The sequence below is a fragment of the Crenobacter sp. CS_VA4 genome (assembly GCF_055597485.1).
Window position 1 is genome coordinate 25,892 of the sequence record NZ_JBVMAE010000021.1, and the last position, 20,976, is coordinate 46,867.

17 protein-coding genes are annotated in these 20,976 nt (G+C 66.0%); 11 read left to right on the plus strand and 6 right to left on the minus strand.

Annotated features, from left to right (window positions below):
- Positions 1-220 precede the first annotated feature (220 nt).
- Positions 221-712, minus strand: a complete 492-nt coding sequence (locus tag ACZ2IA_RS17275; protein ID WP_470293832.1) for a universal stress protein — start codon at positions 710-712, stop codon at positions 221-223.
- A 287-nt stretch (positions 713-999) separates the two neighbouring features.
- Between ACZ2IA_RS17275 and ACZ2IA_RS17280 the strand changes: the two genes are divergently transcribed.
- Together ACZ2IA_RS17280 and ACZ2IA_RS17285 are read left to right on the plus strand one after the other, a co-directional pair.
- Complete coding sequence (locus ACZ2IA_RS17280; protein ID WP_470293833.1) at positions 1,000-1,968, plus strand: hypothetical protein; 969 nt, start codon at positions 1,000-1,002, stop codon at positions 1,966-1,968.
- A gap of 21 nt (positions 1,969-1,989) precedes the next feature.
- A complete protein-coding gene (locus tag ACZ2IA_RS17285) occupies positions 1,990-3,204 on the plus strand; it encodes a glycosyltransferase (protein WP_470293834.1) in 1,215 nt (404 codons plus the stop codon).
- A 43-nt stretch (positions 3,205-3,247) separates the two neighbouring features.
- On the opposite strand, the gene hpnA is transcribed toward ACZ2IA_RS17285, so the two are convergent.
- Positions 3,248-4,249 (minus strand): hopanoid-associated sugar epimerase, encoded by a 1,002-nt coding sequence (hpnA, locus tag ACZ2IA_RS17290; protein WP_470293835.1) that lies wholly within the window; start codon positions 4,247-4,249, stop codon positions 3,248-3,250.
- Positions 4,250-4,406: 157 nt separating this feature from the next.
- Here hpnA and ispH point away from each other — a divergent pair, with 157 nt between their 5' ends.
- The 6 genes from ispH to ACZ2IA_RS17320 are packed head-to-tail and all read left to right on the plus strand — an operon-like array spanning position 4,407 to position 11,059.
- Positions 4,407-5,348, plus strand: coding sequence for a 4-hydroxy-3-methylbut-2-enyl diphosphate reductase (gene ispH, locus ACZ2IA_RS17295; RefSeq protein WP_470293836.1), 942 nt, complete (start codon positions 4,407-4,409; stop codon positions 5,346-5,348).
- Between the two features lie 22 nt (positions 5,349-5,370).
- Complete coding sequence (hpnH, locus tag ACZ2IA_RS17300; RefSeq protein ID WP_470293837.1) at positions 5,371-6,531, plus strand: adenosyl-hopene transferase HpnH; 1,161 nt, start codon at positions 5,371-5,373, stop codon at positions 6,529-6,531.
- 3 nt (positions 6,532-6,534) lie between these two features.
- Complete coding sequence (gene hpnI / locus ACZ2IA_RS17305; RefSeq protein WP_470293838.1) at positions 6,535-7,743, plus strand: bacteriohopanetetrol glucosamine biosynthesis glycosyltransferase HpnI; 1,209 nt, start codon at positions 6,535-6,537, stop codon at positions 7,741-7,743.
- A gap of 16 nt (positions 7,744-7,759) precedes the next feature.
- The gene (gene hpnJ / locus ACZ2IA_RS17310; protein WP_470293839.1) at positions 7,760-9,181 is read left to right on the plus strand and encodes a hopanoid biosynthesis associated radical SAM protein HpnJ; all 1,422 of its coding nucleotides are present in this window, start codon (positions 7,760-7,762) and stop codon (positions 9,179-9,181) included.
- On the plus strand, positions 9,178-10,026 hold the full coding sequence (gene hpnK / locus ACZ2IA_RS17315; protein ID WP_470293840.1) for a hopanoid biosynthesis-associated protein HpnK: 849 nt from the start codon (positions 9,178-9,180) through the stop codon (positions 10,024-10,026). The genes hpnJ and hpnK overlap by 4 nt, the downstream gene beginning before the upstream one ends.
- Before the next feature lie 4 nt (positions 10,027-10,030).
- Entirely contained in the window at positions 10,031-11,059 is a 1,029-nt protein-coding gene (locus tag ACZ2IA_RS17320; RefSeq protein ID WP_470293841.1) for a lysylphosphatidylglycerol synthase domain-containing protein, read from the plus strand.
- Positions 11,060-11,118: 59 nt separating this feature from the next.
- Here ACZ2IA_RS17320 and ACZ2IA_RS17325 read toward each other — a convergent pair whose 3' ends face one another.
- Complete coding sequence (locus ACZ2IA_RS17325) at positions 11,119-11,751, minus strand: MlaC/ttg2D family ABC transporter substrate-binding protein (RefSeq protein ID WP_470293842.1); 633 nt, start codon at positions 11,749-11,751, stop codon at positions 11,119-11,121.
- A gap of 188 nt (positions 11,752-11,939) precedes the next feature.
- Here ACZ2IA_RS17325 and hpnN point away from each other — a divergent pair, with 188 nt between their 5' ends.
- Both hpnN and ACZ2IA_RS17335 read left to right on the plus strand, forming a co-directional pair.
- Complete coding sequence (hpnN, locus tag ACZ2IA_RS17330) at positions 11,940-14,723, plus strand: hopanoid transporter HpnN (RefSeq protein WP_470293843.1); 2,784 nt, start codon at positions 11,940-11,942, stop codon at positions 14,721-14,723.
- Between the two features lie 6 nt (positions 14,724-14,729).
- Positions 14,730-15,704 (plus strand): MlaA family lipoprotein, encoded by a 975-nt coding sequence (locus ACZ2IA_RS17335; protein ID WP_470293844.1) that lies wholly within the window; start codon positions 14,730-14,732, stop codon positions 15,702-15,704.
- Between the two features lie 20 nt (positions 15,705-15,724).
- Here ACZ2IA_RS17335 and ACZ2IA_RS17340 read toward each other — a convergent pair whose 3' ends face one another.
- The 3 genes from ACZ2IA_RS17340 to hpnD are packed head-to-tail and all read right to left on the minus strand — an operon-like array spanning position 15,725 to position 19,336.
- Positions 15,725-16,426, minus strand: coding sequence for a phosphorylase (locus ACZ2IA_RS17340; protein WP_470293845.1), 702 nt, complete (start codon positions 16,424-16,426; stop codon positions 15,725-15,727).
- Positions 16,414-18,408 (minus strand): squalene--hopene cyclase, encoded by a 1,995-nt coding sequence (gene shc / locus ACZ2IA_RS17345; RefSeq protein ID WP_470293846.1) that lies wholly within the window; start codon positions 18,406-18,408, stop codon positions 16,414-16,416. The genes ACZ2IA_RS17340 and shc overlap by 13 nt, the downstream gene beginning before the upstream one ends.
- A 40-nt stretch (positions 18,409-18,448) precedes the next feature.
- A complete protein-coding gene (gene hpnD, locus ACZ2IA_RS17350) occupies positions 18,449-19,336 on the minus strand; it encodes a presqualene diphosphate synthase HpnD (protein ID WP_470293847.1) in 888 nt (295 codons plus the stop codon).
- Between the two features lie 520 nt (positions 19,337-19,856).
- Between hpnD and amrS the strand changes: the two genes are divergently transcribed.
- Entirely contained in the window at positions 19,857-20,933 is a 1,077-nt protein-coding gene (gene amrS / locus ACZ2IA_RS17355; RefSeq protein ID WP_470293848.1) for an AmmeMemoRadiSam system radical SAM enzyme, read from the plus strand.
- Positions 20,934-20,976 lie beyond the last annotated feature (43 nt).

Genomic DNA, 20,976 nt, shown 5'->3' on the forward strand with positions numbered 1-20,976 from the left:
ACCCCGCGTGTGGGGCGTTGCACCGTTTACCGCCTTTCGGCCAACGTTGGCCGAACCCCGCGTGCCCGGCCAGCAGTGGATAATGAGCGTCGACCCCCACCCCGTCGCCCTTGCCCACTCGTAGCTGGACAGCGGACCAGCAAGTCGCTGAGCTGGAAAACAGATCCAGTTGCGTGATCGCCAGAGCGAATCCTCGCAGCGGCTGGCGGCGGTCTGTGAGTCAATCCTGATGAGGGGCCCGCACCAACAAAACCGGAATCTTGCAATGCCTGACCAACGTCTCTGCCACGCTCCCCAGAATCACACGCTGAAGCCCGGTTCTTCCGTGTGTACCCACCACGATGATGTCCGCAGCCCAGTCTTCTGCCGCTTTCAGGATCGCAGCGGGAACATCCGGGTCGGCTTGTTCGAATAGGAGCAATTGGGTCTCGGCCGTCACCCCAGACTCGGCCAATTTCGCCTTTGTGCTCTCGAGGATGCTCTCTCCCGCCTCCACCGCGAGGGTGTTCTCCCCCTTCTCCACCACTGGGCTGGAACGATTGGGCTCTCGAGCAACCAGCACCGAAGCCGGGGAAATCGCTGCCCCGGAAGGAGCCCCCACCACGGTGACCACCCTAACCTGCGAACCGTAACCCGCCAGATTGACCACCGATTGTTGAGCATGCTCGGAAGTCAGGCTACCGTCAGTGGCAAACAAAATGCGCGTGAACATCATCAGCCTCCTCTAGCATGCGAATCAAAACCAGGCACCAAAATCTTGCCTTCGCCTACCTACAACATAGAAGACGATATCAACCACTAGCTTGACCAGGTTCAAGCCTCGTCGACGCTGTGTGGACGAGCCCCCTGAAACACAGGGCAAGACAGAGTACTGTCCAGGTCAAAGTCGTCGCTGTCCTGACAGGCGCTGTTTGAACATGGCATGTGCCCGAGTTACGCAGCAATGCCACGTGGCACCACTACAATGACCTCTAGGCAATCCACTGCCAGAGGAAAAGGATGTCCGATCCATTAGCCACGCCGGAGCGCGAAACGCAGCCTGATGCCGAAGAGAGTGAGACCGCGATAGCCGCCACCGTCGCCAAGTTCACCGTAGCGCAGGCCGACCATGCCATGCGCAACTGGGCCGACCCGTCGCCGGAGGCGGTTCGCCTTGGGTCGCCGCGGCATCTGCGCCTGTTCTGCGACATGCTGCTGCAGACCCATAATCCCTACAAGCCGGCCGTACTCGAATGGCCCAGACTTTCGCCGGAGGCGCTCCAGCGCGTGACTTCGCTGCCGGTCTGGGACATCGCGGTGCAGACCGAAGGCCGTGCCTCGATCCGGGTACAGACCTTCGCCGCCACGGTGCGGGAGCCGCTGCTGCGCAGCGCCTTGGAGCTGGACGGCGCGGAAGAGGCTCGCCACAAGGTGGTGTTGTCCAGGCTGGTACAGGCCTACGATATCCCGCTGGCGCCGGAGCCCGCCTACCCGCCGCCGACCGACCCGGAATGGGGCTGGCTGGTGACGGGCTACAGCGAGTGCATCGACAGCTTCTTCGCCTTCGGCCTGTTCGCCGCGGCCAAGCGCTCGGGTTTCTTCCCCGCCGAACTGGTGGAGACCTTCGAACCTGTGATCCAGGAGGAAGGCCGCCACATCCTGTTCTTCGTCAACTGGGCCACCTGGTACCGGCGTAACCTGCCATGGTGGCGGCGGCCGCTGTTCGCGCTCAAGGTGGCGCGGGTCTGGGCCTTCCTGATCTGGGAGCGCATTGGCATGGCGCGCGGCATCGACGCTGACGGCATGGCGCAGGATGCCAACTTCACCATGAACGGTTCGGCGGCGCTGGGCGAGACCCTGTCGCCGCGCGCGATGATCGAGCTCTGCCTGGCCGAGAACGAGCGGCGCATGGCGGGCTACGACACGCGCCTGCTGCGGCCCGAGACCGTACCCCGGCTGGCGCGCCTAATCCGGCGCCTGCTGCGCTAGGCAAGCCGAGGCACCCGCTGCGTGGCCCACTTCGCCCTCTTCCCCCTGCTCCTTGGCCTGTCGCTGCTCACGCTGGCGATCTGGTGCGTGCTGCTGGTTGGCCGCGCCGGATTCTGGCGTGTACGCAAGCCTCTTCCCGCCCCGCCGCCCGCGCAGTGGCCGGCGGTAGTGGCCATTATCCCGGCACGGGACGAGGCCGCTGTGATCGGCAGCGCCGTCGCCAGCGTGCTGGGGCAGGACTATCCGGCGCCACTCAGGCTGATCGTGGTGGACGATCACAGTGGCGACGGCACCGCCGATGCGGCCCGCGCCGCCGCCGATGCGGCCCGCGCCGCCGCCAGTGCGCTCGGCAAGGCTGATGCCCTCACCGTGGTGGCCGCGCGCGAACTGCCGCCGGGCTGGAGCGGCAAGGTCTGGGCACAATCCGAAGGGCTCGTCGCGGCCGACCGGTTTGCCCCCGATGCCGACTGGCTGTGGCTTACCGACGCCGACATTCGCCACGGCAGCGGCGTCCTCGCCGCGCTGAGCGCGCGCGCCCTGCACGAACAGCGCGACTTGGTCTCGCTGATGGTGCGCCTGCGCTGTGTCTCTCCCTGGGAACGGCTGATCGTGCCCGCCTTCGTCTTCTTCTTCGCCAAGCTCTACCCCTTCGCGCGCGTCAACGACCCGTGCAGCCGCGTGGCCGCTGCGGCCGGAGGTTGCATGTTGGTACGGCGCGCTGCGCTGGCACGCATCGGCGGCTTTGCCGCCATCCGCGCCGCGCTGATCGACGACTGCAGCCTGGCTGCCCGCATCAAGCCGGGCACATCGATCCGGCTGGACCTGGCCGACGACAGCCACTCGCTGCGGCCTTACGACGACTGGCGCAGCCTGTGGAACATGATCGCGCGCAGTGCCTATAACCCAATTGCACCACTCCCCGCTGCTGCTGGCCGGCGCCGTGGCAGGTATGTTGCTGACCTACCTGGCGCCATCGGTGCTGATTTTGGCGGGCTTGGCTTCCAGTATAGGGCTCGGGCCAACCTGGCCTGCTTGGCTGGCCTGGACGGCCATGACCGCCGCCTACCTGCCAATGCTGCGCGAGTACCGCCAGCCCGCTTGGCTGGCCTTGCTGCTGCCTTTGACTGTGCTGTTTTATATGGGGGCCACGGTGGCTTCGGCGTGGCGGTATTGCCTGCATCGGGGCGGCCAGTGGAAGGGCCGAGTGCAGGCGGGGTATTGATGGTCTGGCTGTGACGCTGCTCCGAAATCCATGGAAGCCTTTGCTTACCTTTTATGCTCAGCGCAAATACCCTGCCTCCCGGAACCACGCCAAGGCATCCTGCAAGCCCTCCTGATAGGCGCGCGGCTGATAGCCCAGCACGCGCCGTGCCTTGTCGGAACTGAAGAACATCCGGTAGCGCGACATATCCAGCCCGTCCACCGTGATGAACGGTTCGCGTCCGGTCAGCCGCGCCACGGCCTCGGCCACGTGGGCAAGCGGATAGAGCGGCCAGCGCGGCAGCTGCATGGTGGGCGCGCGGCGTCCGGTCAGGGTGGCAATGTCTTGCAGCATCTGCTGAAGGCTGACGTCTTGGCCGCCCAGGATGTAGCGTTCGCCGATGCTGCCATGGTCGAGCGCCAGGAAATGGCCCTCGGCCACGTCGTCCACATGCGCCAGGTTGAGGCCGGTGTCGACGAAGGCCGGCATCTTGCCGGCGGCGGCCTCCAGGATGATGCGGCCGGTGGGTGTGGGCCGTACGTCGCGCGGACCGATCGGGGTGGACGGGTTGACGATCACGGCGGGCAGGCCGCTTTCGGCCACCATGCGCTCCACCAGCCGTTCTGCCAGGACCTTGCTGCGCTTGTAGGCACCGATGGCCTCGGCGGCGTCCATGGCGGCCTCTTCGGTCACCGGCGCCGTGGCGCCCGCCACGCGCAAGGTGGCCACGCTGCTGGTATAGACGACGCGTTCCACGCCGCACCGCAGGGCCGCTTGCATGACGGCCTCGGTGCCTGCGATGTTGGTGCGCACGATTTCCTCGGGATCTGGTGCCCACAGCCGGTAGTCTGCCGCCACATGGCATAGGTAGCGCACGCCCGACAAGGCGCGTTCCATGGCGGCGCCGTCGCGCATATCGCCCACCACGGTGTGCACGGGTAGCCCTTCCAGGTTGCGGTGCGGGCTGCTAGGGCGAACCAGAACTCGCACGCGTAACCCCCGGGCCAGTGCCCGCCGCACCACCGCCGAGCCGAGGAAACCTGCTGCCCCTGTCACCAGAATGTCGTCGTCTGCCGTCATCGATTTCCGCTATGCTCAATTGAAAATGTGCCGCAGGCTGCCTGAGGGCAGTAAAGAAACCGGCACGGGTATATAGTAATTACTACGTCGTAAAAAAAGTGATACTTGAATACCTAACACAATTGACCGGACGTTCGGGAAAAGAGGGGGTCTCTGTATGCAGGTGATTCTTGCCCAACCGCGCGGTTTTTGCGCCGGGGTTGTTCGTGCGATCGAAATCGTCGATCGCGCTCTCGTCAAGCATGGAGCACCGGTGTTCGTGCGCCACGAGATCGTGCATAACAAGCATGTGGTGGAAGGATTGCGGAGCAAGGGCGCGCGCTTCGTAGAAAGTCTGGACGACGTACCCGCCGGCGCGGTGACCATCTTCAGCGCGCACGGGGTGTCCAAGGCCGTGGAGGCAGAAGCGCAGGAGCACCAGTTGCATGCCATCGACGCCACCTGTCCGCTGGTCATCAAGATACATAAGCAAGGGCGCCAATACGCGGCCAGTGGCCGTACCGTGATCCTGATCGGTCATGCCGGCCATCCAGAAGTGGAAGGCACCATGGGCCAGATCCCCGGCAGGGTGATCCTGGTGCAGAACGAGGCCGATGTTGCCCGGCTCGACCTGCCGGCCGACACCCCGGTGGGCTATGTCACCCAAACCACGCTGAGCGTGGACGATACCCGGAACATCATTGCTGCGTTGAGACAGCGCTTCTCCGACCTGGTGGGCCCGGACACGCGGGACATCTGCTATGCCACGCAGAACCGGCAAAGCGCGGTGCGCGAGCTGTCCAAGCGCGTCGACGTAATCCTGGTGATCGGCGCCACCAACAGCTCCAACTCCAACCGGCTGCGCGAAATCGGCACCGAGAACGGTGTGCCCAGCTATCTCATTGCCGATGGCAGCGAACTCGACCCCGCCTGGGTGCGCGACGCGCAGGTGGTAGGCATCACCGCGGGTGCCTCGGCGCCGGAGGCCATGGTGGAAGACGTACTTGCAGCGCTGCGTCGGCTCGGGCCGGTGGATGTCTCGACCATGGAAGGCCGGGAGGAGCACGCCGAGTTCCGCCTGCCCGCCGAGCTAGCCGATCCGCTGCCAATCTCGCACTGACCTCTTTGCAAGGAGGAACGCCTTGGCCATTCCCTTCCTGCAGGTTGCACGCGTGGGCGCCTACGTAGTCCGCCAACATCTGGCCGGCCGCAAGCGCTATCCGCTAGCCCTGATGCTCGAGCCGCTGTTTCGCTGCAACCTAGCCTGCTCCGGCTGTGGCAAGATCGATTACCCCACCCCCATCCTGGACCAGCGCCTGTCGGTGCAGGAGTGCCTGGATTCGGTCGACGAATGCGGCGCGCCGGTGGTCTCCATCGCCGGTGGCGAGCCTCTGCTGCACAAGGACATGCCGGCCATCGTGGAAGGCATCATCGCCCGCCGACGCTTCGTCTACCTGTGCACCAATGCACTGCTGATGGAAAAGAAGCTGGACCAGTACAAACCCAGCCCCTACTTCGTCTGGTCGGTCCACCTGGATGGCGACCGCGATATGCACGATCGCTCGGTGTGCCAGCCGGGCGTGTACGATCGCGCGGTGCAGGCCATCCGCGCCGCCAAGGCGCGCGGATTTCGCGTCAATATCAACTGCACGTTGTTCAATGATGCCCAGCCCGAGCAGGTGGCGCGTTTCTTCGATTCGCTGAAGGCGATCGGGGTCGACGGCATCACCGTCTCGCCGGGTTATGCCTACGAGCGCGCGCCCGACCAGCAGCACTTCCTCAACCGCGGCAAGACCCGACAACTGTTCCGCGACATCCTTGCCCGCGGCCGCGGCGGCAGGAACTGGGCGTTCAGCCAGTCGTCCCTGTTCCTTGACTTCCTGGCCGGCAACCAGACCTATCACTGCACCCCCTGGGGCAATCCCGCACGCACGGTGTTCGGCTGGCAGCGGCCATGCTACCTGTTGGGCGAAGGCTATGTCGGCAGCTTCCGTGAGCTGATGGAAGAGACCGACTGGGATGCCTACGGCACCGGCAACTACGAGAAGTGCGCCAACTGCATGGTGCATAGCGGCTACGAAGCCACGGCAGTAGCCGACACCATGGCGCATCCGCTCAAGGCGCTGGGCGTCAGCCTGCGCGGCGTGCGCACGCAAGGCCCGATGGCACCGGACATTCCGCTCGACCGGCAGCGTCCGGCTGAATATGTGTTCTCGCACCACGTCGAAATCAAGCTGGAGGAGATCGGCAAGGCAAGGCCTGCCAGGCGCGAGGACAAGCAAGCAGCGGCAGGGGGGCATTGAGCGATGGCGCCGGACTGGCCGATTCTCCTGGGCTGCGCACTGAGCGGCGCGTCGACAATCTATGCGGTGCTGGCGGCATGGCTGGGCCGGCGGCCGCCGCGCGGGTTCCATACAGCGACTGCGGCCGTCCCGCGGCCGGTCAGCGTGCTCAAGCCGCTGTGCGGCAGCGAGCCACACCTGTATGAAAACCTGGCGACTCTGTGCCGGCAGGACCATCCCCAATACCAGATCGTGTTCGGCGTTCGCGATGTGGACGATCCCGCACTCGCGGTGGTCAGGCGCTTGCAGGCCGATTTTCCCGCTTGCGACATCACGGTGGTGATCGCCCCTGACGTGCATGGCAGCAACCTCAAGGTCAGTAACCTGATCAACCTACTGCCGCAGGCGCGCCATGACTGGCTGGTGGTGGCCGATAGCGATATCGCCGTGGCGCCGGACTACCTGCGGCGGGTGACCGCGCCGCTGGCCGACCCCGGCACCGGCGTGGCGACCTGCCTCTACCGCGGCCGCGCGCTGGGCGGGTTTTGGGCGCGACTGGGCGCGCAGTTCATCGACGACTGGTTCGCGCCTTCAGTGCGCATCGCGCACGCCGGTGGTTCGCGCCGCTTCTCCTTTGGCGCCACCATCGCGCTGCGGAGCGACGCGCTCGCGGCCATCGGCGGCTTCGCCGCGCTGTCCGAGCGGCTGGCCGACGACTACTGGCTGGGCGAACTGACGCGCCGGCAAGGGCTTGCCACGGTGCTGTCGGACGTGATGGTCAGCACCGATGTCACCGAGGCCAGCCTGGGCGCTCTGTGGGCGCATGAGGTGCGCTGGCTGCGCACCATCCGCTCGCTCAATCCGGCCGGCTTTGCCTTCACCTTTATTACCTTCACCTGGCCCATGCTGCTGCTGGGCTTGGTGCTCGCGCCGCTGCCGGCGGTGCTGGCGCTGGCGCTGGTCGGCGTGCTGGCGCGCTGTCTGCTTGCAGGCAGCGCCGGCGCGGCACTGCGGGCGCCGCTGCGCGACACCTTGATGTTGGCCGAATGGGCCGCCGCGCTGTACGGTTCGCGCGTACGCTGGCGCGAGCAGGTCCTGTCGGTCAGGGACCTGGCGCAGGTCGCTGCCGCACCGGCACCGGACGCAGGCGGGACGTCCACCAGCACACCTGCCATCACCACGGTCGGTCAAGATACAGCCAATGTTCCCCCTCGCATTCAGCCAAGGGCATGACGCCCCAGAGGACGCTATGAAAACTCTGTTCCTCCAGGCCCCCTCCTTCGACGGCTTCGACGGCGGAGCCGGTTCGCGCTACCAGGCCAAGCGCGAGATCAAGTCGTTCTGGTATCCCACCTGGCTGGCCCAGCCGGCCGCGCTGGTGCCGGACAGCCGCGTGCTGGACGCGCCCGCCGATGGCCTGGGCGTGCAGCAGACGCTGGATATCGCCGCCGGCTACGACCTGATCGTCATTCATACCAGCACCCCGTCCTTTCCCACGGACGCCAAGTTCGCGGAGGAACTGAAGGCGCGCAAGCCAGGGGTGATGATCGGCATGGTCGGCGCGAAGCCAGCGGTGGACCCGAGCGGCACGCTGGGCGCCAGCCCCGCCATCGATTTCGTCTGCCGCGAGGAGTTCGACTACACCTGCATGGAAGTCGCGCAGGGCAGGCCTCTCAAGGACGTACTCGGCCTGAGCCACAAGCTGCCCGACGGCTCGATCGAGCACAACGGGCCGCGCCCGATGATCGAGAACATGGACGAGCTGCCCTTCGTGGCCCCAGTCTACAAGCGTGACCTGAAGATCGATAACTATTTCATCGGTTACCTGAAGCACCCCTACGTCTCGATCTACACCGGCCGCGGCTGCCGTTCGCACTGCACCTTCTGCCTATGGCCGCAGACGGTGGGCGGGCACCGTTATCGCACCCGCTCGGCCGAGAGCGTCATCGCCGAGGTAAAGTGGATCAAGGAGAACATGCCGGAGGTGAAGGAAATCATGTTCGACGACGACACCTTCACCGACTTCAAGCCCCGCGCGGAGGAAATCGCGCGGGGCTTAGGCAAGCTGGGCGTGACCTGGTCATGCAATGCCAAGGCCAACGTTCCCTACAGCACGCTCAAGATCATGAAGGAGAACGGCCTGCGCCTGCTGCTGGTGGGCTACGAGTCGGGCGACGATCAGATCCTGCACAACATCAAGAAGGGCCTGCGCACCGACATCGCGCGGCGCTTCACCGAAGACTGCCGCAAGCTTGGCATCACTATCCACGGCACCTTCATCCTCGGCCTGCCCGGCGAGACGCACGAGACCATCGAGAAGACCATCGAGTACGCCAAGGAAATCAACCCACACACCATCCAGGTCTCGCTGGCCGCACCCTACCCCGGCACCACTCTGTACCGGCAAGCCGTGGACAACGGCTGGCTGGAAGAGAACAAAGTCATCAACCTGGTCAACGACAGCGGCGTGCAGCTGGCGGCGATCAGCTACCCGCATCTATCCAAGGAAGAGATCTATCACGGCGTGGAAATTTTCTACAAGCGCTTCTACTTCCGCCCCAGCAAGATCTGGGAGATCGTGCGCGAGATGCTAGGCAGTTGGGACATGACGAAGCGGCGCCTGCGCGAAGGTGTGGAGTTCTTCCGTTTCCTCCGTTCGCACGAAGCATGACCCTGTCGCACCGGCCTGAAGCGGCACCACAGCGTGGCCTGATCATCACTGCCGATGATTTCGGCCTGCACCCGGCCGTCAACGAAGCGGTGGAGCTGGCGCACCGCGACGGCGTTCTCAATGCAGCGAGTCTGATGGTGGGCGCTCCGGCCGCCGCCGACGCGGTAGCGCGCGCACACCGGCTGCCAGGCCTGCGCGTAGGGCTGCATATAGTGCTTGCTGATGGGCCCGCCATACTGCCCCGCGCAGTTATCCCCGACCTGGTCGATGCCCGAGGTCGCTTCGGCTCGGCCATGGTGCGGGACGGCTGCCGCTTCTTCTTCCTGCCCCATGTACGGCGGCAGCTCGCGGCCGAGATCCGCGCGCAGTTCGAGGCCTACGCGGCCACCGGCCTAGCACTCGACCACGTCAACACGCACAAGCACTTTCACCTGCATCCGACGGTGCTGTCGCTGATCCTGCGCATCGGCCGAGAGTTCGGCTTGCGTGCCATGCGGCTGCCGTTGGAAACGGGCACGCCGTTGTTCCTGCGCCCCTGGCTGGCGCTGCTGCGCCGGCGCCTGCGCGCGGCCGGCATCGCCCACAACGACTACGTGGTGGGCATCGCCGACAGCGGCGGCATGGACGAGGCGGCACTGCTCACGGCGCTGACCAGGCTGCCTGCCGGTGTGGTCGAGATCTACCTGCACCCCGGCATGGAGTCCGGCGCACGCGTGGCGCCTTCCATGACCGGCTACCGCCACGCCGACGAGCTCGCGGCGCTGCTATCGCCGCGCGTGCGGGCGGCGCTGGACGAGGTAGCGCCCAGGCGCGGCGGTTTCGCCGACGTGCTGGCGCCGATATGAGCCGATGATGAAACGCATTGCCTACCTGACCGGTCTCCTCGGCCTGCTTGGTCTCACCGCCCTGGTGGTGCATCAGGGTATCGCCGACGTGGCCCGCATCCTGGCGCAGGGTGGCTGGATGCTGCTTCTGCTGGTACCACTGCACGCCCTGCCGCTGCTGCTGGACGCGCAGGGCTGGCGCACGCTGCTGGCGCCGTCCGACCCGGCGGGCCGCGCGAGCCTGGGCTTTCTGTGGTGGGTGGCCACCGTGCGCGAGGCGGTCAACCGCCTGCTGCCCACGGTCAGCGTGGGTGGTGAGCTGGTGGGCATTCGGCTGACGCGGTTGCGCGTACCCGATGCCACCGCGGTCACCGCCAGCATCGTGGTCGAGGTCATGGTCACGCTATTCACCCAGTACCTGTTCTCGGCACTGGGCGTGCTGATGCTGCTGGCCGCCATGCAGACCGGCGGGCACGGCTGGGTGGTCTTGGCCGGCCTGCTGTTGTCGCTGCCGGTGCCGGTACTGTTCGCCTTGTCATTGCGTCATAGCGCCGTCTTCGAGCGGCTGGAAGGCGCGGCCCGGCGATTGTTCGGCGAGGATCACCGGATCGCCGAGATGGTCGACGGGGCCCGGCTCGACGCCCAGATCCGCGCGCTCAACCAGCGCCGCAGCGCACTACTGAAGGCGCTGGGCTGGCAGTTCGCCGGTCTGGTGGCGGGCACGCTCGAAGTCTGGTTCGCGCTGATGCTGCTCGGTCATCCGGTACCCTTCTGGCAGGCTCTAGCCATCGAGGCGCTGACCCAGGCGGTGCGCCATGTGGCCTTCTTCGTGCCGGCCGGGCTAGGGGTGCAGGAGGCGGTGGTACTGCTGTTGGGCCAGCTGCTAGGCGTAGGCCCGGAGGTATCGCTGGCATTGGCGCTGGTCAAGCGCGCACGCGAACTCCTGTTCGGCGTGCCCGCGCTACTGTCCTGGCAGTGGCTGGAACTGCGCCGTTGGCGACGCGGGAGTAAGAGTCGGCGCGGCGGCCGCAACCCAACGGGGCGCACGTCTTGATGGGCCGGCGGCGGGCACAACAGAAGCGACGTGGCAGCCGTCGGGGCGCCGCTATGGGCTCAGCTGCCAGCCGCCTGCTTGGCGTTGTGCCGGCTCAGGTATTTGAGCAGGCCGTCCACCCCGCCCCGCGCGAGGATGTCGGCAAACTGGTGACGGTAGACCTCGATCAGCCAGGCACCCATCATATTGATGTCGTAGATCTTCCAGCCGGCGGGCGTGCGCTGCAGGCGGTAGTCGATCTGGGTTTCATCACCATTGTTCATAACACGAGTCTCCACCACCACGTCGGCCGCATTCGAGCCCGACTGTGCCGGCTTGTAGCGGAACTTGACGTTCTGCTCGCGCAGTTGCGCGAGCGACAGCGCATAGCTGCGCACCAGCAGGGCCTGGAATTGCTCGAACAACTGCCGGCGCTGCTCCGGCGTAGCATCGCGCCAGGCGCTGCCCACCGCCAGCCGCGTGGTGCGCTCGAAATCGGTGTAGGGCAGGAACTGGCGTTGCACCACCGTGGTGATCTTGGCGATATCGCCGGCGCGCGTATCGGGATTAGCCCGGATGGTGCCGATCACATCCTCCACAGCGGCCTGTACCAAGAGCTCGGGCGAGGCGCGCTCGGCCGGCTGGGCCTGCGCGACGGACACCGCCGCCACGGCGGCAAGAGGAAGCAGGGAAACGAAACCGTGTGTATTCATGCGATAGTGAGCAAGGTGGTGGATGGGAAGAACACTGGCCGCCACGCGGCGCGCGAAGAAGAATGGCCAAAGCAGTATAGCCCAGCGCCATACAGCGACCAGCGGCGGTCCCGTCGCGGGTATGCCTGTCGCAACTGCTATACTCGCCACAACGCAAATCGCGCCCCGAGCCAGCTAGCCCCCGCCCTATGCTGACACCATTGCTCACTCGCCTCGTCCGCTTCGCCACCCGCCGCGCCTGGGCGGTGATCCTGGCTGCGCTGTTGCTGACTTTGGTCAGCGGCATCTACGTGTTGAAGCATTTCGCTATCAATACCGATATCGACCGCCTGCTCGACGTGGATACACCGTGGGCACAGCGCGATGCCGCCATCGGCAAGGCTTTCCCGCAGCGGGAGCAATTGATCCTGGCCGTGGTTCAGGCCCCGGCACGCGAACTGGCGGACGCCGCCGCCGACGCACTGGCCGATGCCCTGCGGCGGCAGCCGCAGCGCTTTCGCGCGGTTAGCCAGCCCGGCGGCGGCGACTTCTTCGCCCGCGCCGGCCTGCTCTTCCTGTCCGCCAAGACCGTTGATGAGATGAGCACGCAACTGGTGCAGGCGCGCCCGTTGATCAATACTCTGGCGCACGACCCCACCCTGCGCGGCCTGGCCGATACCCTGTCCACCACCCTGGCGCTGCCGCTGCAACTTGGTCAGGTCAAGCTAGGCGATATGGCCGGCCTGCTCGACCGCAGCGCCGCGACCATCGAGCAGGTGCTGGCGGGCAAACCCGCCGCGCTCTCCTGGATTTCCCTCGCCACATCCCAAGCCGATTTGGATGCGCAAGGGAAGGCAAGCCACCCGGCACTTGGCAGTGCTGACGGCGGTGCTATGGCCAGCAGCTTCGTGACGATCAGACCGGTGCTGGACTTTAGCGAGCTGGAGGCCGGCGCGGGCGCGGCCGGGGCCATTCGTGCCGCCGCCGCACAGCTGGGCTTACAGGAGCGCTTCGGCGCTACGGTACGACTGACCGGTCCGCAGCCGCTGGCCGATGAGGAATTCGCCTCGGTCACAGACGGTGCGGTGCTCAACGGCGTGCTGACGGTGCTGGTGGTGGTGCTGATCCTGTGGCTGGCGCTGCGCTCGACTCGGCTGGTCGTGGCGGTGCTGCTTAACCTGTTCGCCGGCCTAGCGATCACCGCGGCTCTCGGGTTGGCCATGGTGGGCGCGTTCAATATGATCTCGGTGGCCTTCGCGGTGCTGTTCGTCGGGCTGGGGGGGGACTTCGGCATCCAGTTCGGCGTACGCTACCGCGCCGAACGTCACCGCTACGGCGAACTGCCAAAGGCGCTGGAGCTCACCGCGCAGGCGGTGAGCGTACCACTTGCGCTGGCCGCCGCCGCCACCGCCGTCGCCTTCTTCAGCTTCCTGCCTACCGACTACCGAGGCGTGGCGGAGCTGGGCCAGATTGCCGGGGTCGGCATGATCGTGGCGTTTGCCACCACGGTCACGCTGCTGCCGGCGCTAATTAGCGTGCTGAGCCCTCCGAGCGAGGCTCGCGCGCCGAACTTTCCTTGGCTGGCGCCGGCTGACCGTTTCTTCGATCGGCATCGCAAGTCAGTACTACTGTTCACCTGCGCGGCCATCCTGGCGGGTACGCCCCTGCTGCCGCAGCTGCGCTTCGACTTCGACCCGCTGCATCTGAAGGATCCGCGCTCGGAATCCATGTCCACCCTGCTCTCACTGAAGGACGCACCCCAGGCCGGCACCGAGAATGTCAGCGTGCTGGCGCCGTCGCTGGCCGCCGCGAGGGCCGTGGCGATGCGGCTCGAAGCCCTGCCCGAGGTGGCGCGCGTGGTCACCCTGCAAAGCTTTATCCCGGAGCAGCAGTCGGCCAAGCTGGAACGCATTGCGGCCGCCGCGGCCAGCCTGACGCCGGTGCTGGCCCAGCCCACCACCAGCCCTGCCAGCCCTGCCAGCGACGCGCTGCGCGTGGCCGCGCTCAGACGACTGGCCGATCAGCTCGAGCTCGCCGCCGAGGACCATCCCGGCCCAGGCGCAGCGCCCAGCGAGCGGCTGGCCAAGGCACTGCGACAGCTTGCCGCCGCCGATGCCGCCGTGCGCGACCGTGCCGAACTGGCCGTGGCGCTGCCATTGCGGCTATCGCTGGCGCGGCTGCAGCGCGCCCTGCAGGCACAGCCGGTCAGCCTGCAGAGCTTGCCGCCTGCACTGGTGCGCGACTGGCTGACCCCGGATGGCCGGGCCCTGGTCAGCGTCAGCCCCAGGCTGCCGCGCGCCGACAGCCCGGACCGCCCGGCGGCGCTGAATCGCTTTATCGACGCGGCGCTGCAGGCCGAGCCTGCAGCTGCGGGCGGGCCGATCTCGGTGCGCGGCTCGGCCGATACCATAATGTCCGCCTTCGCCCAGGCCGGAGCGTGGGCCGTGCTGTCGATCACCCTACTGCTATGGATCACACTGCGGCGCTTCGGCGATGTGCTGCGCACCCTAGTGCCGCTGCTGGTCTCGACCGTGGTGACGCTGGAACTATGCGTGGTGTTCGGCATCGCGCTGAACTTCGCCAACGTCATTGCGCTGCCGCTGCTGCTCGGCGTCGGCGTGGCCTTCAAGATCTACTACGTGATTGCCTGGCGCAGCGGACACACGCACCTGCTGCAGTCCAGCCTCACCCATGCCGTGCTGTTCAGCGCGGCCACCACCGCCGCCGCCTTCGGCAGCCTGTGGCTGTCGCAACATCCGGGCACCGCCAGCATGGGCAAACTGCTGGCGCTGGCCCTGGTGTGCACGCTGATTGGGGCGGTATTCTTCCAGCCGATTCTGATGGGCAAGCCACGCCGGCGCCAGGAGGCTCGCACTGCCGCCCCCCGTACCTCCGAGCACGATCCCAGCCATGCCAAGCAGGTCAGCTTGGCTGGCCACGAACGCGAGGGCCGCGTCGAGCAGTCCTCCAGATCCACGCACTCCGCCGACTGATTGCCGATGATCGTCCTGTCACATCGTTACGGCCCATCCGCATGCCAGGTCGGCATGCGCTCCCGAGGTCTCTGCGTCTCGCTCTTGTTGCTGTCAGCGCTCTTGACCGGCTGCGCCACCGGGCCTACCGCCAACCCGAACGATCCGCTAGAGCCGCTCAACCGTGCCGTCTTCAACGCGAATGACAAGCTCGACCAGTACGTGGCTATCCCGGTGGCCAAGGGCTACAAGGCGGTCACGCCGCAGCCAGTGCGCACTGCGATCACCAATTTCTATTCCAACCTGGCCGATGTGGGCAACACCGTCAACAACCTGCTTCAAGGCAAGGGCGTTGCGGCTATGGAGAGCTTCATGCGGGTGGCGATCAACACGGTGTTCGGTCTTGGCGGGCTGATCGACATCGCCACACCTGCCGGACTGCACAAGCAGTCGCAGGATTTCGGCCTGACGCTGGGGGTATGGGGTGCCCAGTCTGGCCCCTATCTGGTGCTGCCGCTATTGGGCCCCAGTTCGATTCGCGACGGCCTTGGGCTGGCCGCCGACTTCCAGCTCGATCCGACCGCCTACACGAAGCCGGCGGTACGCAATTCGCTCTACGGCGTGAATTTCGTCAACACCCGTACCAATATGCTGGGTGCAACCGACCTGCTCGCGGAAGCGGCGCTGGACAAGTATTCCTTCGTGCGCGACGCCTACATGCAGCAGCGCCGCTATCGGATTCAGGAAGGGAAAGGCCCGGTCAAACTGCCTGAGTACGAAGACTACGGCGATACTGAGACGCCGCCGGCCACACAAGGTGGGAACCCCGAGGGGAAAGTCCCGGACAAGTTGCCTGCTCATGAAGACGGTGGCGGCATCGAGGCGGCTCCGGCCAAGCAAGAGACGAAGCAGGAAGGAAAAGCTCCGGCTCCGGACAAGCTGCCCGACCGCGAAGCCAATAGCAACACTCAAGAAGCACCAGCCGAGCAAGAGACGAAGTAAGCGAAATTGGCGAAACAGATTTAGATAGGCGACGCTTGCGGCTTCGGTTCCGGCATTGTAAAACGCTCACCCAGAGCCCTGCGCGCCGCACGCAAGGCTGCACGGGCGACGGTAGCGTCGCGCGCCAGTTGCAGCAAGCCTGCCAACTGGCGCGGCTGCCCGGCCAGGACACGCAGCAAGGCGACGAGATCGGTGCGGCCGTCGCTGCCCATAGCAGCCAGCGCAGCCGATGGGATGGCCCGGATGGCCGGATCGATCACCACCCGGCACGCCGCGCACGGTATACCCGCGGCCAGTGCCAGTCGCGCCGCAATATGCGATTCCATATCGACCGCCAGCGCCCCGCTGGCGCGGTACAGGGCCTGCTTGTCCGCCACGCCGGTCACGGCGGCATCCGCACCTGCCAGGATTCCGCCCACTGCCAGGGGAAGCGCCGCGCGCAAGGCGGCTGACCAGGCAGGATCGGTATCGAGGCTTTGTCTGCCATTGACGATGCGCTCTGCCACCACCACGGCGCCGGGGGCCAGGGCCGCATCCAGCCCACCCGCCACGCCGAAACTGATCACTCCGGCGCATGGCATGCGCAGGCGCTCGGCCAGGGCGCGCTCCAGCGCGCCGGCACGCAGCCCGTACAGGACCTCCACCCCGGCTCCGGCGGCAATGCGGGCCTCGAAGGCCATGCCGGTCACCACCACCACTCTGGCCGAGCTCACAGGCCCCATGCGGTCGCGCGTGCTCCGTCCTGCCGGAGGTTGCGGTATCGCGCCAGCGCCCACAGCGGGAAATAACGGGCATAGCCGTGATAGCGCAGGTAGAACACGCGCGGGAAGCCCACCGCGGTAAAGCGCTCTTCCTGCCAATGGCCGTCGGCCTGCTGGGTGCGGACCAGATAGTCGATACCCCGCGCCACCGACTCATGCCCGGCAGCGCCGGCGGCCATCAGGCCCACCAGCGCCCATGCTGTCTGCGAGGCAGTGCTGGGCGCAGGCACATAGCCGCGATAGTCCAGACTATAGCTGTCGCCATCCTCGCCCCAGCCGCCGTCTTCGTTCTGGATGCCGATCAGCCAATCCGCGGCGCGCCGCATTTCGGGCGCATCGGCGGCCATGCCCGCGGCGTTGAGCCCGCACAGGGCGCTCCAGGTGCCATAGATGTAGTTGGTCCCCCAGCGACCGAACCAGCTTCCGTCGGCTTCTTGTTCGGCCAGTATGTAGCGTAGGGCTGCCTGCGCCGCCGGCCCTGCCGCCCCCCCCTCAAGCTGCGCCAACATCGACAAGCAGCGTGCCGAGACATCCACGGTGGGCGGATCCAGCAGGGCACCATGATCGGCAAAGGGAATATTGTTCAGATAAAAATGCGTGTTTTCCGGTTCGAACGCACCCCAGCCGCCGTTGCCGCTTTGCATGCCCGCCACCCATTCGGCAGCGCGCGCGATACCTTCATTGTCAGGCTGCGGTCCCTCCCCCACCTTGCCATCCACGGCATACGCTGCCCGGTGCAGCGCCATCGCCACCACGGCGGTATCGTCCACATCAGGGTAATGCGCATTGGCATACTGGAAGGCCCACCCGCCCGGGCGCAGGCGCGGTCGTCGCACCGCCCAGTCGCCACACACGTCCAGCACCTGTAGCGGGCGCAGCCAGGCCAGCCCGCGCGCCGCAGCACTCGACGCGCGCGGACCGCCTGCCTCCAGCAGGGCATGGCAGGCCAAAGCGGTATCCCACACCGGGGACAGACAGGGCTGACAATAGGCTTCGTGCTCGCGCACCACCAGCAGGCGGTCGATGGCGGCGCGCGCCCTCGCCATGGCTGGATCTGTGCGCGGCACGCCCAGCACCTCGAACATCATCACCGCGTTGGCCATGGCCGGGAAGATGGCGCCAAGGCCGTCGTCACCATTGAGCCGTTCGCGCACGAAGCGCTCGGCGCGGCCGATGGCATGCTGGCGCAGCCGACGCGGGAACAAGGGCTCGCACGCGCGCAGCGCGGCGTCGAGGCCGCGGAACACGCCGAACCATAGCCACCGCTGGTGCGGCGCCTTGCGCGGCAGGCGCACGGACTGGGGAGACCGTCCGAACAATTCGTCGATGCCGATCCCGCGCGGATTGCGCGCCTGCGGCCGCAGGCTGTTCAGCACCAGCAGGGGTACCAGCACAGTGCGAGACCAATAGGAAACCTTGGACAGGTGAAAGGGAAACCAGAGCGGCAGCAGCATGATCTCCACCGGCATCATCGGCACCGCCTGCCAGGGCATCACACCGTACAGTGCGAGCAGCGTCCGTGTGAACACATTGCTCGCCTCTGCGCCCCCCTGCGCCAGGATGGAGGCGCGCGCGCGTTGCATATGCTCCGCTTCCGGCGCATCGCCGATCATCTTCAGCGCGAAGTACGCTTTGACGCTGGCGCTGATGTCGGCCTGGCCCTGCTGGAATAGCGGCCAGCTACCGTCGGCATTCTGGATGCGGCGCAGATAGCTCGCGATACGCGCCTCCAGTTGCAGGTCGGGCGTTTCGCCCAGGTAGTGCACCAGCAGTACGTATTCCGCTGGGATGGTGGCGTCGGCCTCCAGTTCGAATAGCCAGTGGCCGTCGTCGCGCTGGTGCGCCAGCAATGCCTCCAGCGCCTGTTCGAGTGCCGTATCGGCATCAAGCGGCCCTGGTTGTATTTGTGCTTGCCGTATTGGGGGAATGGTCGTTTGGCTCATCGGTCGTAGTGCTCTCGCCAACAACGCGGAACGCCCGGCATCATGCCGGACGCACCGCTATTCTGGAGAACCAGCCAGGTCGGCCGATCGTGGAGTGCAGCACTATCCACAGCAACTGCACGCGCGGCACCCGTACCCGGACGCGCGGGGCATCCCAGCCGCGTGCCGCCAAGCGGGTCAAGATGCCGTGATAGACCTCGGACATGATGCGAGGCGAGCGCACCAGCTGTGGCGGGCAGCCCGCCATTAGCGCATCGGCCTGGTCGAAGTGCGCCTGCGCCTGTCGTTGCAGCGCTGCGCATGCCTGGCCGAGATTTGGGTGCGCCACCATCCGGCGCGGTTCACCCGGTGTGACGCCGGCCGCGCGCAAGGCCTCGGCCGGCAGGTAGACCCGGCCGAGTGCCGCATCTTCGTCGATATCGCGCAGGATGTTGGTCAGTTGGAGGGCGCGCCCGAGATGATGGGCCAACGCCGGGCCGGCCACCTCGTCCAGCCCGAACACGCGCACAGCCAGCCGGCCCACGGCGCTGGCAACACGGTCGCAGTACAGATCGAGGGTGGCCTCGTCGGGCGCGCAGATGTCGTCGACCACATCCATGGTCATGCCATCGATGATGGCGATGAAATCTTCCTGCGCTAGGCCGAAGCCGGCAATTTGCGCCGCCAAGCCAGTCAGGGCGAACGGCGCGGCGTCGGCATAGCAGGCGGCAATGTCAGTACGCCATTGCTGCAGGCCGGCCAGGTGTTCGGCACGTGGGCCGGTGCCGTCGGCAATATCGTCGACCGCGCGGCAAAAGGCGTAGATCTCGGACATTGCCAGGCGCTGCGGCGCGGGAAGAACCCGCAAGGCGACATGGAAGGAACTGCCCGACGACACGGCTTGCCCGGCTGGCGGGGCGCTTTGCGATGCGATCTTGGTACCGGCCACGTAATACCTCGTCACGCCTTGAGCCATCCTGCCGGCACTGCGGTGCTCACTCGATTCAGTCCCGCGGCGCAGGTTGGCTATGTCAATGGGGTTGAAGGAGATTATAGCAAGGCCGATGCGACCTGCACCGGCTGCGGCGATGTCGCACCTCGGGTGATCATCTTAGTCACCACAGTTGGAAACACCGCCCGTGAAGGACTGGCTAGACTTCTGCCCGGTCTTCGAGCCCCCAATCATGTGATCGCAGTCTCTATGTGGCTCCTACGTACAGGCGCCGGACCTCGGTGCCGCAGCCGTTCTAATTTTTCATGAGGCGACGAGGAGAACATCGCAGATTGGGCAACCGTCCAGAAGCACCTCTACGAGAACGGCGTTTCCTCCTTAAACAGGTAATGGGGCTGGTGCAGATTGGCGCAGCTCGATAGATAATGATTGAATGTGGGTCTGTTGCTTTGGATACACGCTAGCGGGTCACCCACGGCCCCAGCTTTTTGGAGCAGCCGTCAGTGCTGCCACTGCCATGAAGGAAGCTCTTTACCCTGGCCGTTACTGGCATTTCCTGGGGGATGGACGTATCCAGTGCGACCTGTGCCCTCGCAACTGTCGCCTGCAGGTGGGTCAGCGCGGCGCCTGCTTCGTGCGCCAGCGGGTCGGCGATCAGATGATCCTTACCGCCTATGGCCGCTCATCGGGTTTCTGCATCGATCCGATCGAGAAAAAGCCGCTCAACCATTTCTACCCCGGCACTAGCGTTCTGTCTTTCGGCACGGCCGGCTGCAACCTGGCGTGCAAGTTTTGTCAGAACTGGGACATCAGCAAGTCCCGCGAGATCGAAACGCTCGCCGCCGCGGCCACGCCCGAAGCCATCGGCGAGGCGGCAGCGGCCTACGAATGCAAAAGCGTGGCCTTCACCTACAACGACCCGGTGATCTTCGCCGAATACGCCATGGACGTGGCCGACGCCTGCCACGAGCGGGGCATCAAGACGGTGGCGGTGACCGCCGGCTACATGGGCGCGGAAGCCCGGCGCGACTTCTATGCCAAGATGGATGCGGCGAACGTCGACTTGAAGGCCTTCACCGACGACTTTTATTTCATTCTCACCGGGGCTCGCTTGCAGCCGGTATTAGAGACGCTCAAGTACCTGAAGCATGAGACCGATGTCTGGCTCGAAATCACGACGCTGCTCATTCCCGGCAGAAACGACAGCAATGACGAAATTCGCGCCGAGGCGCAGTGGATCGCGAAGGAACTTGGCGGCGACGTACCGCTGCATTTCACGGCGTTCCATCCCGACTACAAGATGACCGATGTGCCGCCGACGCCGCCTTCCACGCTTGCCCGAGCGCGCGCGATCGCCCTGGCGGAAGGGCTGCAATACGTCTACACGGGTAACGTTCATGACGCCGACGGCGCCACTACCTACTGCCCAGCCTGTCGCGCGCCGCTCATCGTGCGCGACTGGCATGACATCGAGCACTACCGCCTAACTCAAGGCGGTACGTGTCCCGATTGCTCTGCACCGATTGCAGGGCGGTTCGAACGGTTCGATCGTCAGTTCGGGCGCCGGCGTATTCCAATTCGCATCGGGCGGTAACTCCTCCGGCAACTTCGTCCCACTGCGCAGCCGTTTCGTGTAG

Coding starts and splice junctions, on each gene's coding strand:
- amrS (WP_470293848.1), top strand. CDS start 19,857: ATGAAGGAAGCTCTTTACCCTGGCCGTTACTGGCATTTCCTGGGGGAT.
- hpnJ (WP_470293839.1), top strand. CDS start 7,760: ATGAAAACTCTGTTCCTCCAGGCCCCCTCCTTCGACGGCTTCGACGGC.
- hpnA (WP_470293835.1), bottom strand. CDS start 4,249: ATGACGGCAGACGACGACATTCTGGTGACAGGGGCAGCAGGTTTCCTC.
- ACZ2IA_RS17320 (WP_470293841.1), top strand. CDS start 10,031: ATGATGAAACGCATTGCCTACCTGACCGGTCTCCTCGGCCTGCTTGGT.
- ACZ2IA_RS17335 (WP_470293844.1), top strand. CDS start 14,730: ATGATCGTCCTGTCACATCGTTACGGCCCATCCGCATGCCAGGTCGGC.
- ispH (WP_470293836.1), top strand. CDS start 4,407: ATGCAGGTGATTCTTGCCCAACCGCGCGGTTTTTGCGCCGGGGTTGTT.
- ACZ2IA_RS17275 (WP_470293832.1), bottom strand. CDS start 712: ATGTTCACGCGCATTTTGTTTGCCACTGACGGTAGCCTGACTTCCGAG.
- ACZ2IA_RS17340 (WP_470293845.1), bottom strand. CDS start 16,426: ATGGGGCCTGTGAGCTCGGCCAGAGTGGTGGTGGTGACCGGCATGGCC.
- shc (WP_470293846.1), bottom strand. CDS start 18,408: ATGAGCCAAACGACCATTCCCCCAATACGGCAAGCACAAATACAACCA.
- ACZ2IA_RS17325 (WP_470293842.1), bottom strand. CDS start 11,751: ATGAATACACACGGTTTCGTTTCCCTGCTTCCTCTTGCCGCCGTGGCG.
- hpnK (WP_470293840.1), top strand. CDS start 9,178: ATGACCCTGTCGCACCGGCCTGAAGCGGCACCACAGCGTGGCCTGATC.
- hpnN (WP_470293843.1), top strand. CDS start 11,940: ATGCTGACACCATTGCTCACTCGCCTCGTCCGCTTCGCCACCCGCCGC.
- ACZ2IA_RS17280 (WP_470293833.1), top strand. CDS start 1,000: ATGTCCGATCCATTAGCCACGCCGGAGCGCGAAACGCAGCCTGATGCC.
- hpnI (WP_470293838.1), top strand. CDS start 6,535: ATGGCGCCGGACTGGCCGATTCTCCTGGGCTGCGCACTGAGCGGCGCG.